A 13,327-nucleotide genomic window follows, 5' to 3' on the forward strand; every position below is an offset into this window, starting at 1 on the left:
CCATGAACGGGCTGCTCCTCCAGCCTTCGCTTCGCTTCGGCGGCGATCGGATGGGCGGGCGGCCGATCCGCGTGATGATCGTCGACGATTCGCTCGTCGCGCGCACCGTGCTCGGCCGGATGCTGTCCGAACGTGCAGCCTTCGAGGTCGTCGCCCAGGCCGCCACGGCGGATCAGGCGCTGGCCGAGCTCGGCCGCCATCGCGTCGACATCATCCTGCTCGATGTCGAGATGCCGGGCACGGACGGGCTGACCGCGCTGCCGCTGCTGATCGAACGGAGCCATGGCGCGCGCGTGCTGATCGTCTCCTCCGCCTGCGAGGATGGCGCGGCCGCGACGCTGCGCGCGCTGGCGCTGGGCGCCGCGGATACGCTGCCCAAGCCCGGCGCGGGCCATTTTGCCGGCCGTTTCGCGGAAATATTGGCCGATCGCCTCCTGCGCATCGGCCATGCGCCGCAGCCCCACGCGCCGGCGGCGCCTGCCATGTCGCATCAGCGCTCCCGGATCGGCACGGCGCGGATGGATTGCATCGCGATCGGCGCCTCCACCGGCGGGATCCACGCACTTTCCGCCTTCTTCGCCGCCTTTCCCGCCAGTTGCGACGTGCCGATCCTGGTGACGCAGCATCTGCCGGCGGTGTTCATGCCCTATTTCGCAGCCCAGATGCAGGAGATCGCCCGGCGGCCCGCGCGCGTCGCGACCGATGGCGCGCCGCTGGTGGCGAACGAGCTGCTGATCGCGCCGGGCGATGCGCATATCTCGCTGCGCCGTCTCGGCGGCACGGTGCGCGTCCGGCTCGATCGCACGCCGGCGGCTTCGGGTTGCCTGCCCTCGGTCGATCCGATGTTCGCGGCGGTGGCCGAGATTTTCGGCGCGGGCGGCGTCGGCCTGGTGCTGAGCGGCATGGGGCGCGACGGCGCGCTGGGCGCGGAGGCGCTGGTCGCGGCGGGCGGCGAGCTGATCGCGCAGGATGCGGCAAGCTCGGTCGTCTGGGGCATGCCGGGCGTGGTGGCGGGCGCGGGGCTCGCATCGGAAGTGCTGCCCCCCGCGGGCATCGGCCATTATCTGGCCAGCCGCATCGCCGGCCGGGCCGGGACCATGCCATGGAGATGAGCCCGGTCGCGGCGCGGATCCTCGGTACGCTGCTGGAGGAGCGCAGTGGGCAGCAGCTCGCAGCCGATCGGCGCTGGCGGATCGGCACGGCGCTGGGCCCGCTGCTGCGCCGGCGCAACATCCCCTCGCTGGACAATCTGGTGGCGATACTCGGTTCGCGCGGCGATCCCCGGCTGTTGGACGAGGTGGTCGAGGCGTTGCTCAACAACGAGACCTTCTTCTTCCGCGATCGGGCGGCCTTCTCGCTGCTCACCGATCAGGCGCTCGACATGCTGGCACGGGCGCGGGCGGCCGAACGCAGCCTCACCATCTGGTCGGCCGCCTGCTCGACGGGGCAAGAAGTCTATTCGCTGGCGATGAGCTTCGCCGCGCAGCCCGAACGCTGGGCCGGCTGGCGGATCGAGATATTGGGCACGGACGTGTCCCGCGCCGCGATCGCCCAGGCGCGCATCGGGCGCTATTCCCAGTTCGAGATACAGCGCGGCCTGCCCGTGATGCAGATGATGCGCTGCTTCGATCAGGAAGGCGATCATTGGCGGGTGAAGCCTTCATTGCGCGGACGCGTGGCGTTCACCGTCCATAATCTGCTCGATGCGCCGCCGCCGGGCAGGCGGCCGGATGTCGTGCTGTGCCGCAACGTGCTCCTCTATTTCGCCACGGAGAAGCGGCGCATCGCGCTCGATCGGATCGCCGGCGCGATCGCGCCCGATGGCGTGCTGATGCTGGGCGCGGGGGAGACATTGCTCGGCCAAACGGACGCCTTCGTGGCGGATGAGGAGCTGCGCGGCCTCTATCGTCCGCGCGAGGGCTATGGCGGCGCGGCGACGAAGCGCGTCGCCTGAACCGCGAAATCGCTGGCGGCCCGGTTCATGGCCCGGCTATGGCCCCCGGGCGATGAGTCCCCGAACCGAACTTCAGGCCCCGAAACCGCAGGTCAGGCCATCCGGCCTCGGCCCGCGCGACCTGTTCGTCGCGATCGTGATGAACATCTGCTGGGGGCTTAACATCGTCGCGGTGAAGATGGCGGTCGTCGCGGCCGGGCCCTTCACCGCAGGCTGGCTGCGGCAGATCGTCGTGCTTGTCATCTGCCTGCCCTTTCTTCGCCTCGTGCCCGGCCGGATGGGGACGCTGCTGCTCGTCGGCCTGATCAACGGCGCGCTATGGCTGGCGGCGAACAATCTTTCGCTGCTCGTCAGCACCAACGTCTCGGCGCTCGCGATCGCGAGCCAGCTCGGCGTGCCCTTCTCGTTGATCCTCGCCGTGCTGTTCCTGAAGGAACGGATCGCGCTCACGCGGACATTGGGCATCGCCTTCACCTTCGCGGGCGTGGCCCTGCTCGTCTTCGATCCGCTCGTCGCGCGCGAGATTCCGGGCCTGCTGCTCACCGCGCTCGCGGCCATCTTCTGGGCGATCGGATCCTTGCTGCTGCGCCGGCTGGCGGGCGTGCCCGTGCTCACAATCTATGCCTGGATCGGGCTGATCGGCGGTCTGCTGCTGGCACCGCTCACCATCTGGATCGAGCCGGCGCGGGTCGCGGCGCTGCCCGATCTGCGCCTCGGCGACTTTTCCTGGATTCTCTTCTCGGCGATCGGCTCCACGTTGGTCGGCCATGGCGGCATGGCCTGGCTGCTCCAGCGCCATCCGATGGAGACGGTGATGCCGTTGACGCTCGCTTCGCCGATCGTCGCGGTGATCGCTTCGTCGCTGATGTTCGGAACGGTCTTGACGCCGGTGATGATCGCGGGCGGAGTGATGGCCATGACGGGCGTCGCGATCATAACCTTCCGAACGGTGCGCAAGGGCGGGGGCAGGACAAGGCCGGCATGAAGGACTTCATCATCAATTGTCCGTCCCCCAATTTCGACGAGCGGACGCTCTCCGTCTCGATGCTCGTTCTCCATTATACGGGCATGGAGGATGCGCCTTCCGCGATCACGCGGCTATGCGATGCCGAGGCCAAGGTTTCCTGCCATTATCTGGTGGCGGAGGACGGGCAGGTGCTGCGCATGGTGGGGGAGGAGAAGCGTGCCTGGCATGCCGGCCGCTCGCACTGGCGCGGGATAAGCGACGTCAATTCGGCGAGCATCGGGATCGAGATCGTCAATCCCGGCCATGACCATGGCTATCGGCCCTTCCCGGAAGCGCAGATGTCGTCGGTCATTCCGCTGGTGGCGGATATCGTGCGGCGGCACGGCATCGCGCCCGACAATGTGGTCGGCCATTCGGACGTGGCGCCGGCGCGCAAGGTCGATCCGGGCGAGCTGTTCGAATGGGAAAGGCTGGCCAGGCTGCGCCTCGCGCTCGCCCGGCCGCGACGCAATCTTCAGGACCCGCACTGGACGCCCGGCGGATTCCTGATGGCGCTGGAACGGTTCGGCTATGATGTATCGGACGGGCCGGCGGCGGTGCGTGCCTTCCAGCGCCGTTTCCGGCCGGAGACGATCGACGGCATAGCGGATGGCGAATGCCGCGCGATCCTTCTCTCCCTTCTGCTTGATCGCGAGCGTGGAATCGCTACTTAGGCGCCTGCCAGAGGGTCGGGCGGCCGCCGGCGCGTTTATCGTGCGGGAGGAAAGTCCGGGCTCCGAGGAGCGGCGGTGCCGGGTAACGCCCGGCGGGGGTGACCCCAGGGAAAGTGCCACAGAAAATAAACCGCCCGGCGGGCCGGCAACGGCTCCGGGTAAGGGCGAAACGGTGCGGCAAGAGCGCACCGCGCGGATGGCAACATCGGCGGCATGGCAAACCCCACCGGGAGCAAGACCGAATAGGGACGGCATATGGGCCTGCTCCGCCCCGTCGTCCGGGTTGGTTGCTGGAGGCCGCAGGCGACTGCGGCCCTAGAGGAATGGTCGCCCATCCGGCCTTCGGGCCGGTGGACAGAACCCGGCTTACAGACCCTCTGGCGCTCATCTTCCTGATATGCTGATCTTCTCTCAAGGCCGGGGCATGGCCGCAAAGGGGAATTCAGCGGATGATGGAATTGATGGCGGCCATGATGCTGGCCGCGGGCACGCCGGCGGGGCCGACGGTGCAGCAGCTTTTCGATACCGCCACCGCCGCCTTCGACCGGCAGGACCTGCCCGAGGCGCTGGCGGGCTATGAGGCGATCGAGAAGAAGCTCGGCCCGAACGGCAGTCGCCGCAGCCTGGCGCTCGCCCGGGCGCGCAAGGGCAGGGTGCTCGTGGCCCTGCGTCGCGATGCCGAGGCGGCCATAGTGCTGCGCTTGGCGGTCGAGGGACTCCCGGCCGGCGATGCCAATCTCAGGGAGGATCGCTTCTTCGCTTTGTTCAATCTGGGCGCGATAGCCGAACGCGCACTCGATTATGCCGCGGCCCGACGCGATTATGCGGAAGCACGGGCCACGACCGACGATATCCCCCTGCGCCTCGGGGCCGATGGCGGGCTGATCCGGACGACGATGTTCGACGATCCGGCCGCAGCGGTCGCGCTTGCCGATCGCGCACTAACCGATGTCGCGACGCTGCAGGGCGAAACCAAAGATGTGCGGGCGCGTCTGCGCACCTTGCGCGGCCGGGCATTGCTCCAGAAGGGCGAATTGCCGGCGGCACGTGCCGAATTACAGCGCGCGATGCAGGAGTTGGGCGGGCTTACCCTGAAGGTCGATAGCGGAGACATCGCCGCCCGCTCCGATCTCGCCATCGCCGCCATGCTGGCGGGCGATCCGGACGATGCTCGCCGCTATCTGGCCTATACCGGCGCTGGGCGGTTGAAGGACGGCGGGCTGATGCCGGCCGTGGACAATGCGCTGCCGTCCTGCGGCGGTCCCGACGGGCTGCGTCCCGACGACGTTGCCGTGATCGAATTCAGCATCAGTGACGATGGCGGCGTCGGCCATGTGGCGCCCATCTATGCATCGCGTTCCGGTCCCGTGGCGCTCGCCTTCGCCCGTGCCGTGGCTGATTGGTCCTGGACGCCGGACAAGGTAAAGGACATCCCGCCCTTGTTCCGCGCGATGACACGGCTGGAATTGCGTTGCTCCACCTCGAGCCAGCGGCCGGACATTGCGGCCCTGCTGGGTAATGGCTTGGAGAGTTGGCTCGCGGCCAGGGGCGTTGCTCCGGTCGAGGATGGCGCTGGCTCGTCCGCGCGGGACGTGGCGCGCCTCCGGTCGGAACTGGCCAGCCGCGAGGCGCTTTCCGGCCCCAATTCCCCGGCGCTCGTGCCTGTCTTGTGGGTGCTGGCAGTCAATCCCGTCATTCCATTCGACGAGAGATTGTTGCTGGCGGAGCGGATGCGTACCATTCTCGAGACCGGCAATGCGCCCGGCGGCGCGCGCGCGGCTGTAACGATCCTGGCGGCGAACAGTGCGAGGCGTGCGTCGCGATATGGTCGAGGGCGCACCACGGCGGAATTTTTGTCGCGGCTCGGGCGCGCTCTGGAGGACCCGGCGATCGCCTCGGATGCGGCCGGCTCCGCCGCCATCCGTCTGCTGATCGTCGATAGGCTGGCCGAAGACCGTAAATATGATGCGGCGAAGGAAGGGCTTGGCGTGGTCATCGGCGACGGCCGGCTGGGCCCGCGCGATCCGTTCCGGGTTGCTGCGCTGATGCGTCTCGCGTCGGTCGAGCTGGCCCGGAAGGATATGGTTGCCGCTCGTTCGGCCTATGAGCGGACCGGGCTCAGCGCGCAGGAATGTGCGCTCGTCGATGCCAAGCCGTCCTTACGGCGCACCAATGCATCCTCCGCTGACTTTCCAGACGAGGCGTTGCGCTGGGGTTTCGCCGGCTGGGCCAAGACGGAGTTCGACATCGCCGCCAATGGGCGGACGATCGGCGCGCGCACGGTGATCGCCTATCCACCCTTCATATTCGGCGCGGCGGCACAGAAGATGTTGGGCAATGCGATCTATGAGCAGAGCTATCGGCCGCAGGGCGCGCTAGGCTGCGGCGGACAGCAGGTAGGGGTGCGCTTCAGCCTGCCTGACTGGATGAGATAGCGATCATTCCGGCGTGGCCGTCCGGTCCTTCGCACGCTATCATGACCGCTTATGGCTCGTTCTTCCCGATCCAATGACTGGGGCTTTCCCCGCTGGCGCGGCTATGGCGCCGATCGTGGTGCCACGAAGGTGCGCATGTGCGACCGGCATGGCTGTGATCAGCCGGGGGACCGGCCTGCGCCCAAATCGCCCAACAGCCCGGAACGCTGGTATTTCTGCGAGGCGCATGCCGCCGAATATAATCGCAACTGGAATTACTTTGAGGGCCTTTCCGCCGAGGAGGCCGCCGCGCGCGAGGCGGGCGAGCGGCGCACCGCATCGGGCTATGCAGGATCGTCCCATTATGGCTGGGGCGGGCCAGGCGACGGCAGCCGCTCGGGCGACGAGATGCGCGCGCTCGATGTGCTCGATCTGGAGGCGGATGCCGATTTCGAGGAGATCAAGGCTGCCTGGCGCCGGCTTGCCAAGGCCAATCATCCCGATGTGAGGCCCGACGATCCGGCCGCCGCCGAGCGTTTCCAGGCGGTGCAGGCGGCGTTCGAAGTACTGCGCCGCGCCGAGGAACGTCGCGCGGCGTGACGAAGAAGGTCCGTTCGGATTGGCAGGCGGCGATCCTCGTCTGCCGCAAATGCGAGAAGAAGCTCGGCGGCGGCTTCGGGCCGGACGGCGACGAGCGGTTGGCCAAGGCGTTGCGCCGCCATGCGGGCGGCGGCAAGGGCCGCAAGGCGAAGCTCGGCATAATCGAGGTCGGCTGCCTCAAAATATGTCCCAAACGCGCGGTGACGGTGGTGAACGGCGCGCGGCCCGGCGAATGGCTTGTGGTCAGGCCCGGCACATCGATCGACGAGTTGGTCGGGGAATTGGGTCTCGATCCTCTTTCTTAGGACTGTCGCTCCTGCGAAGGCCGCGGCCTATGTCTCCCGACGTCAGGACTGGCTTTCGTGGCGAGAGACAGGGGGCCTCGATTCCGAAGAATCAGCCTCAGCCCGCATATCGCTGCGCCGTCGCGCGGATCAGCGCGATCATGTTGGGGATGCCCTGCGTCCGGTTGGAGCTGAGCTGCTTCTTGAGGTCGAAGGGGGCGAGCGCCGCTTCCATGTCGGTCGCGGCGATCTCGGCGGGGCTACGGTCCTGCACCGTCGTCAGCACCAGCGCGATGATGCCCTTGGTGATCGCCGCGTTGGAATCCGCCAGGAAATGCAGCCGGCCATCGTCCCGCACCATGGGATAGACCCAGACGGCGGCCGAGCATCCGCGCACCAGTGTCGCATCGGTCTTGAGCGGATCGGGCATCGGCTCCAGCGCGCGGCCGAGATCGATCAGCAGCCGATAGCGGTCGTCCGCTTCGAGGAACTCATATTCTTCGAGAATGTCATCGATCGTCCGGGCAGTCATGGCGCCGGGCGCTAGCAGAAGGGGCGGGTGGGCGGAAGCCGGGATCTTGCCCGTTCAAGCTGTGAGGTTGGGGAAGATCCCGGCTCGTGCCGGCAGAGAGGTCATTCGTGTCAGAGCTCCACGCCCGCCGCGATCGCTTCCAGCTTACGGACGCGTTCCTTGAGGTCGGCTATCTCGATGCGCGCGGCAGGGCTGGGGGCTGAACGGTCGTCGCGCGTCTCGCGATGCTGCTCGATCTCCAGCCGGCGCAGGTCGAGCCAGCCGCGCCAGCCCTTGAGCGCGGCCTGAGTGGTGATGACGAGGCCGAGCAGCGATGCGGCGGCGATGGTCATCCAGAGGGTCGGATCGGTCATGTCCAATCTCCTTGTCCTTAGTCGCGCTGGCGCAGCGCGTCGATCTCGCGCTCCAGCGCGATGCTGCGGTTGCGGTCGCTGTCGGTGACGATGCGTTCGAGCACCACGATCCGCTCCTTGAGCGTACGGACCTCGTCGCGCAGCCGCTCGGCATCCGGATCGGCCGCATGAAGCGGCTGTTCATTGCCCCATTTATCCTTGCGGACCCCATATTTGGCCCGGAAAATGCTGGCGACCGCGGTGATCGCGACGATCAGCACCACCATTTCGAACGGGTTCATTTCCCTTACTCCTGTTGGCGCCGGTCAGTTGGCGGGGCCGCGCAGGCTCTCGATCTCGCGATCGAGGCGATAGGCGCCGTCCGTCACGATCCGCTCGACGGTCGCGAGCCGATCCTTGATCGAGCCGAGTTCCGCGCGGAGCTGCGCATTTTCCGACGTCAGCAGCTTCACCCGTTCCAGCGTCTCGTCGCTGTTCCTGGGATAGACAGCCTGTCCCCAGGCGCCGTCGAGCGGATAGCCATTCTTGACGCGGAGCCAGGTGGTGAGCACCCAGCCCCCGATCGCGATCGCAGCGATCAGTGCGACGAGCGGAAGCATTTTGGATATTTGCGTAATCAAAATCGGATCATGCATCGGACCACTCCATCAAGCCTTTTTTCATGAGCGGCGCATCCGTTCGACGAACCGCCGTGGGATTTCGATCAGCGTAGAGCTTCGATCTCCCGGGCGAGCTGGCTGTTCTGCGAGGTGACATGCGTCTCGACATCGGCCAGGCGACGATCGATGTCGCGGAAGCGGGCACGGACGTCGCGGATCGAATTGCTCGGCTTGGCGCGCACGCCCTGCCAGAACTTGGCGTCCTCGCGATCCTCGCTGTAGAATTGGCGCGGCTTGTCGCTGGCGACCAGACCGATCACGACATAAGCGACGACGCCCACGAAGTTCAGCGCGAAGATGGTGAGCAGCGCCACCGCGACACGGACGAGCGTGACATCCACCCCCGTATAGTCGGCGATGCCGGAGCAGACGCCCATGATCTTGCCGTTGCGCTTGTCGAGATAATATTTGGTGCGACGCGCGGACATTGTTCTTTTCCTTCCCTAAATTTCTTTCCGGCAGGTGCGCGGGATCAATTGTCCCGGCGCCATTCCTGGCCGGGGCGGGGCTCATCGTCGGCGCGATAGTCCCGGGCGACGGCGGCTTGCGTGCGGCTGCGCCAGCTGGGATCGTCGGCGGCCATGATCCGCTCGATCGTGGCGAGGCGGTCGTCGAGCCGGCGGGCGAGATCGTGCAGCTCGTCGAGCAGCTTCTCATCCTCCATGCTCAGGCTGCCCGAGCGCTTCCATTGCGAGACATAATGGAAGATCAGCCAGGGCAGGCCGATGAACAGCATGCCGACGACGGCGATGGGGACGAACACCTCTTCCATCGCCTCAGCCCTCCCGGCTCGCGGCTTTCGCCTTCAGCGCGGCGAGCTCGGCCTCGACCTTCTCGGCCGAACGCAGCTCGGCGATTTCCTCCTCGAGCGACTTCACGGCGCCCAGGCCGGCGGCTTCGGCGCGGCCCTCGGCATAATCGACGCGGCGTTCCAGCAGCTCGAAGCGGGAGAAGGCCTCGTCAATCTTCGGCCCGGCATAGATTTCGCGCATCCGCGCGCGGTTATTGGCCGATTCCAGCCGGGTGACGATCGAATTCTGGCGCGCGCGCGCCTCGCGCAGCTTGGCCTGCAGCTTGGCGATATCCGCCTCGGACGCCCTTAGCGACTCGTCCAGTGCGCCAATCTCCTCATTGAGCTGCTCGGCCAGGTCGGCCGCCTTCTGCTTTTCGACGAGCGCCGCCTTGGCGAGATCCTCGCGGCCCTTGGAAAGCGCGAGCTCGGCTTTCTCCACCCAGCTTGCCTGCACCTGTTCCAGCTTGCCGATCTGGCGGCGCATCTCCTTCTGGTCGGCGATGGTGCGTGCGGCAGAGGCGCGCACCTCGACCAGCGTCTCCTCCATTTCGAGGATGATCATGCGGATCATCTTGGCCGGATCTTCGGCGCGGTCGAGCAGGTCGGTGACGTTGGCGGCGATGATGTCTCGGGTGCGGGAGAAGATTCCCATATGAACTCACTCCTTGGGGTTGCTCGAAGCCGGGGCGGGCTTTGGGGGAAGATTATCCCGCCCCGGCCGACGATGCTACTTTCAGCGCTGGGCGAGCCGGGTGCGCTCCGCATCCGTCGCAATACGCTGATTATGGGCGACGGCCGCATCCGAAGCGGTCTTGAGCGCCGGCGCCACCGCTTGCTGGCTGCGGCCGAAGAAGATCTTCATGGCGACGGTGCGGGGCTTGCCGGCGAGGCTGCCAGGCAGCGCCGGATAATTGACCGCGCGCGCGGTGCGCAGCGCTTCCCGGTCGAGGCCGCGGCTGCCGGACGATTTGGCGATGCGGCTGCCGGTGACGCTGCCATCGGCGGCCAGGCTGACATCGACGGTGGCGGCGGCGTAGCGGCCCGCCACATTTTCATCCACGGGCGTACGCAGCGTCTGATCGATCTGCCGTTCCACCTGCGCCTGCCATTCGGTGATGTCGGCGGGCGCCTTGGGCGTGGCTGCGCGGGCCGGGGCGACCGCGGCGACGACGCAGGTGGCGGAGAGCAGGAGCGCGCCGACGGAGGAAACCGCGATGCGCTGGAAATCGGTGGCGTCGAACTTGATCATGGCTGAACTCCCTAAATCCTTGCTTTCAAGTCACCGTCACTCGGCGGTGTTGCCCGAATATTTGCAGGGACCGTGCCAATTGCAGAAACGCCTGGAAAATCGGGGCTTTTGGCCGGTTGGCATGGGCGGTTGGCAAATTGTGCTTGCCAGATATTGGCAAAATCCGCCAACTCTCGGCCATGGATAGGGGCACTCAATTCATCGGCCAGTCGGGCGCCTTTCTGGACTCGGTGGAGCGCGCCAGCCGGGCGGCGGCGCTCAACCGTCCGGTGCTCGTGATCGGAGAACGCGGCACCGGCAAGGAACTGGTCGCCGAGCGGCTTCATCGTCTCTCGCCGCGTTGGGACGGGCCACTCGTGACGATGAACTGTGCGGCGCTTCCCGAAACGTTGATCGAGGCCGAGCTGTTCGGCCATGAGGCGGGTGCCTTCACCGGCGCCACCAAGGCGCGCGCCGGTCGCTTCGAGGAGGCGGATGGCGGCACCTTGTTCCTCGACGAGCTCGCCACCCTGTCGTCCGGCGCGCAGGAAAGACTGCTGCGCGCCACCGAATATGGCGAGGTGACGCGGATCGGCGCGAGCCGGCCGGTGCGCGTCGACGTGCGGATCGTCGCCGCCACCAACGAGCATCTGCCCGCGCTGGTGGAGCAGGGCCGCTTCCGCGCCGACCTGCTCGACCGCCTGTCCTTCGAGGTCATCACGCTTCCGCCGTTGCGGGTGCGCGAAGGGGATGTGCTGCTGCTCGCCGATCATTTCGGCCGGCGCATGGCTGCCGAGCTGGAATGGCCCTATTGGCCGGGCTTCGGCGCTGCGGCCTCGGCCGCGCTCGTGGCGCATGACTGGCCGGGCAATGTCCGCGAGTTGCGCAATGCCGTCGAGCGCGCCGTCTATCGCTGGGAAGATCCCGAGCGGCCGGTCGATGCGATCCAGTTCGATCCCTTCGCCTCACCCTGGAGGCTTGCCGCCACGGCCCCTCTGGCCAAGGCGGAAGCGGAAACATCCGCGCCGCCTGCGCCCCAAGCTTCGCTATCACCCACCTTTCCGCTGGAGTGCGACGATCTGCGCGCGGCCTGCCATGCCTATGAGCGCGCGCTGCTGGAGGCCGCGCTCGCGCGCTGCCGCTTCAACCAGCGCGCCACGGCGGCCGCGCTCAAGCTCAGCTACGATCAGCTCCGCCATGCGCTCCGCCGCCACGATCTTCTTGAAAAATCGAGCTGAAAGCGCGTTCTGCAAATTATCCGACTCATGCTATTCTTGTGCCGTTCTTTCGGGAGAGGAACGTGCCATGAAGAAGAGCATGAATATCGCCATCGCTATCTTGGCGGTCACTTTGGGTGGAGGGGCCGCGATCGGCGCCGTCACCGTGGTCGGCAAGAGTTCGGCGCGGCTATGCTATGAAGCGGCCGAGCGGCATGAGTCCGATGTTGCCGCGCTCGCCGCCTGCGACGCGGCGCTTGCGGGCACCGAGGCGCTGAGCGCTTCGGACATCACGGCCAGCCATGTCAATCGCGGCATCGTCCGCATGCGCGGCAGCGATCTTACCGGCGCCATCGCCGATTTCGATGCGGCGATCGCGCGCGATCATGATCAGGCGGAGGCCTATCTCAACAAGGGGCTGGCGCTGATGCGGCAGGAAAGCAGCTGGCATGCGGCTCGCGCCGAATTCGATCAGGCGATCGCGAAGGGCACGCGCAAGCCCGCGCTCGCACATTTCGGTCGCGGCATCGTCGAGGAGCATATCGGCAATGTGCGCGCGGCCTATGCGGACTATCGCCGTGCGCTGGAACTTGATCCCGAATGGGCCGAGCCGGCGCGCGAACTGGCGCGTTTCAAGCTGATGGCCAAGGGCTGATTCGCGCCCATCCCCATCATGAGCCGCCGCCTCGGCCCGGTGCCGGGGCGGCATGTTCGCTCTGTCCCCTATCCCAATCTATTGATGTTACGCGAAAATTGGGCGTCATCGATGAGCCGCGCTCAACTCATTACGCCGCAGTATCGCGAACGTTTCGCAACAGTCGATTTCAGGTCACATTTTGGCGCGCACCGCGTTAGGGCGGTCGGGACTCAAATGCAGAGGAGCAAGCATATGGCCTTCGAACTCCCCCCGCTGCCCTTCGACAAGACCGCGCTCGAGCCCGTTCTGTCGGCCGAGACGTTCGACTTCCATCATGGCAAGCATCACAAGGCCTATGTCGACAAGACCAATGGCTGGATCGACGAGAAGGGCCTTGCCGGCCTGTCGCTGATCGACGTGGTGAAGAAGGCCAAGGACACGGGCGACAAGGGCCTGTTCAACAATGCCGCGCAGATCTGGAACCACAGTTTCTTCTGGAGCAGCTTGGCACCGGAAGGCTCCACCAAGCCTTCGGAAAAGCTCCAGGCGCTGATCGACAGCGGCTTCGGCTCGACCGCGGCGCTGCTCGATAAGCTTGCGGCGGAGGCCGTCGGCCATTTCGCCAGCGGCTGGGCCTGGCTGGTGCTGGAAGGCGACGCGCTCAAGGTCACCTCCTATCATGATGCCGACACGCCGATCGTCTATGAAGGCGTCAAGCCGCTCTTCACGCTCGATGTGTGGGAGCATGCTTATTATATCGACTATCGCAACGCCCGGCCGAAATTCGCGGAAAGCGTGCTCGGCAAGGTGATCAACTGGGATTTCGTCTCCCAGAATCTCGACGGCCTGGGCGCCTCGCGCGCCGACCAGCAGCAGGGTTGAGCCCCGTCTCTCCCTCTCCCCATGGGGAGAGGGCAGGGGTGAGGGAGATCGCCTGATCGGGCTCGATGCCCGATCAGGCGGTACATGCCTGAAC

18 protein-coding genes and 1 other RNA gene are annotated in these 13,327 nt (G+C 66.6%); 11 read left to right on the forward strand and 8 right to left on the reverse strand.

Features of this window, described 5'->3' with window-relative positions; genetic code table 11:
- Positions 1–2: 2 nt before the first annotated feature.
- The 8 genes from cheB (at position 3) to CLG96_RS17705 (ending at position 6,953) form a co-directional block, all read left to right on the forward strand.
- Positions 3–1,112 (forward strand): chemotaxis-specific protein-glutamate methyltransferase CheB, encoded by a 1,110-nt coding sequence (cheB, locus tag CLG96_RS17670; protein ID WP_341476962.1) that lies wholly within the window; start codon positions 3–5, stop codon positions 1,110–1,112.
- On the forward strand, positions 1,103–1,954 hold the full coding sequence (locus tag CLG96_RS17675; RefSeq protein ID WP_107970040.1) for a CheR family methyltransferase: 852 nt from the start codon (positions 1,103–1,105) through the stop codon (positions 1,952–1,954). Before cheB ends, CLG96_RS17675 begins: the two co-directional genes overlap by 10 nt.
- Positions 1,955–2,006: 52 nt before the next feature.
- Complete coding sequence (locus CLG96_RS17680; RefSeq protein ID WP_107970042.1) at positions 2,007–2,939, forward strand: DMT family transporter; 933 nt, start codon at positions 2,007–2,009, stop codon at positions 2,937–2,939.
- Positions 2,936–3,634 carry an N-acetylmuramoyl-L-alanine amidase gene (locus CLG96_RS17685; protein ID WP_107970044.1) on the forward strand — a complete coding sequence of 233 codons (699 nt, stop codon included), beginning with the start codon at positions 2,936–2,938 and terminating at the stop codon, positions 3,632–3,634. Before CLG96_RS17680 ends, CLG96_RS17685 begins: the two co-directional genes overlap by 4 nt.
- A gap of 7 nt (positions 3,635–3,641) precedes the next feature.
- An RNA gene (gene rnpB / locus CLG96_RS17690) (RNase P RNA component class A) lies at positions 3,642–4,019 on the forward strand.
- Between the two features lie 64 nt (positions 4,020–4,083).
- Positions 4,084–6,069 (forward strand): energy transducer TonB, encoded by a 1,986-nt coding sequence (locus CLG96_RS17695; RefSeq protein WP_107970046.1) that lies wholly within the window; start codon positions 4,084–4,086, stop codon positions 6,067–6,069.
- A 51-nt stretch (positions 6,070–6,120) separates the two neighbouring features.
- Positions 6,121–6,648, forward strand: a complete 528-nt coding sequence (locus CLG96_RS17700) for a J domain-containing protein (RefSeq protein ID WP_107970048.1) — start codon at positions 6,121–6,123, stop codon at positions 6,646–6,648.
- The gene (locus CLG96_RS17705) at positions 6,645–6,953 is read left to right on the forward strand and encodes a hypothetical protein (protein WP_107970050.1); all 309 of its coding nucleotides are present in this window, start codon (positions 6,645–6,647) and stop codon (positions 6,951–6,953) included. Before CLG96_RS17700 ends, CLG96_RS17705 begins: the two co-directional genes overlap by 4 nt.
- Before the next feature lie 97 nt (positions 6,954–7,050).
- On the opposite strand, the gene CLG96_RS17710 is transcribed toward CLG96_RS17705, so the two are convergent.
- The 8 genes from CLG96_RS17710 to CLG96_RS17745 form a co-directional block, all read right to left on the reverse strand.
- Positions 7,051–7,464, reverse strand: a complete 414-nt coding sequence (locus CLG96_RS17710) for a SufE family protein (protein WP_107970052.1) — start codon at positions 7,462–7,464, stop codon at positions 7,051–7,053.
- A gap of 110 nt (positions 7,465–7,574) precedes the next feature.
- Entirely contained in the window at positions 7,575–7,817 is a 243-nt protein-coding gene (locus CLG96_RS17715) for a hypothetical protein (protein WP_107970054.1), read from the reverse strand.
- Positions 7,818–7,834: 17 nt separating this feature from the next.
- Entirely contained in the window at positions 7,835–8,098 is a 264-nt protein-coding gene (locus CLG96_RS17720; RefSeq protein ID WP_107970056.1) for a hypothetical protein, read from the reverse strand.
- Between the two features lie 24 nt (positions 8,099–8,122).
- Positions 8,123–8,416: a hypothetical protein gene (locus CLG96_RS17725; RefSeq protein ID WP_107970058.1), complete on the reverse strand. Its 294-nt coding sequence runs from the start codon at positions 8,414–8,416 to the stop codon at positions 8,123–8,125.
- Positions 8,417–8,520: 104 nt separating this feature from the next.
- Positions 8,521–8,904, reverse strand: a complete 384-nt coding sequence (gene pspC / locus CLG96_RS17730) for an envelope stress response membrane protein PspC (RefSeq protein ID WP_107970060.1) — start codon at positions 8,902–8,904, stop codon at positions 8,521–8,523.
- A gap of 44 nt (positions 8,905–8,948) precedes the next feature.
- Positions 8,949–9,248 carry an envelope stress response membrane protein PspB gene (gene pspB, locus CLG96_RS17735; protein ID WP_107970062.1) on the reverse strand — a complete coding sequence of 100 codons (300 nt, stop codon included), beginning with the start codon at positions 9,246–9,248 and terminating at the stop codon, positions 8,949–8,951.
- A 4-nt stretch (positions 9,249–9,252) separates the two neighbouring features.
- Entirely contained in the window at positions 9,253–9,921 is a 669-nt protein-coding gene (gene pspA / locus CLG96_RS17740) for a phage shock protein PspA (RefSeq protein WP_107970064.1), read from the reverse strand.
- An 81-nt stretch (positions 9,922–10,002) separates the two neighbouring features.
- The gene (locus tag CLG96_RS17745; protein WP_107970066.1) at positions 10,003–10,518 is read right to left on the reverse strand and encodes an energy transducer TonB family protein; all 516 of its coding nucleotides are present in this window, start codon (positions 10,516–10,518) and stop codon (positions 10,003–10,005) included.
- A gap of 179 nt (positions 10,519–10,697) precedes the next feature.
- Between CLG96_RS17745 and pspF the strand changes: the two genes are divergently transcribed.
- From pspF to CLG96_RS17760, 3 genes are all read left to right on the forward strand, one after another.
- A complete protein-coding gene (gene pspF, locus CLG96_RS17750) occupies positions 10,698–11,735 on the forward strand; it encodes a phage shock protein operon transcriptional activator (protein WP_107970068.1) in 1,038 nt (345 codons plus the stop codon).
- 67 nt (positions 11,736–11,802) lie between these two features.
- Positions 11,803–12,369, forward strand: coding sequence for a tetratricopeptide repeat protein (locus tag CLG96_RS17755; protein ID WP_107970070.1), 567 nt, complete (start codon positions 11,803–11,805; stop codon positions 12,367–12,369).
- A 234-nt stretch (positions 12,370–12,603) separates the two neighbouring features.
- Positions 12,604–13,233 carry a superoxide dismutase gene (locus CLG96_RS17760; protein ID WP_107970300.1) on the forward strand — a complete coding sequence of 210 codons (630 nt, stop codon included), beginning with the start codon at positions 12,604–12,606 and terminating at the stop codon, positions 13,231–13,233.
- The last annotated feature ends 94 nt before the right edge of the window (positions 13,234–13,327 follow it).

The organism is Sphingomonas oleivorans, assembly GCF_003050615.1.
GTDB lineage: Bacteria > Pseudomonadota > Alphaproteobacteria > Sphingomonadales > Sphingomonadaceae > Sphingomonas_H > Sphingomonas_H oleivorans.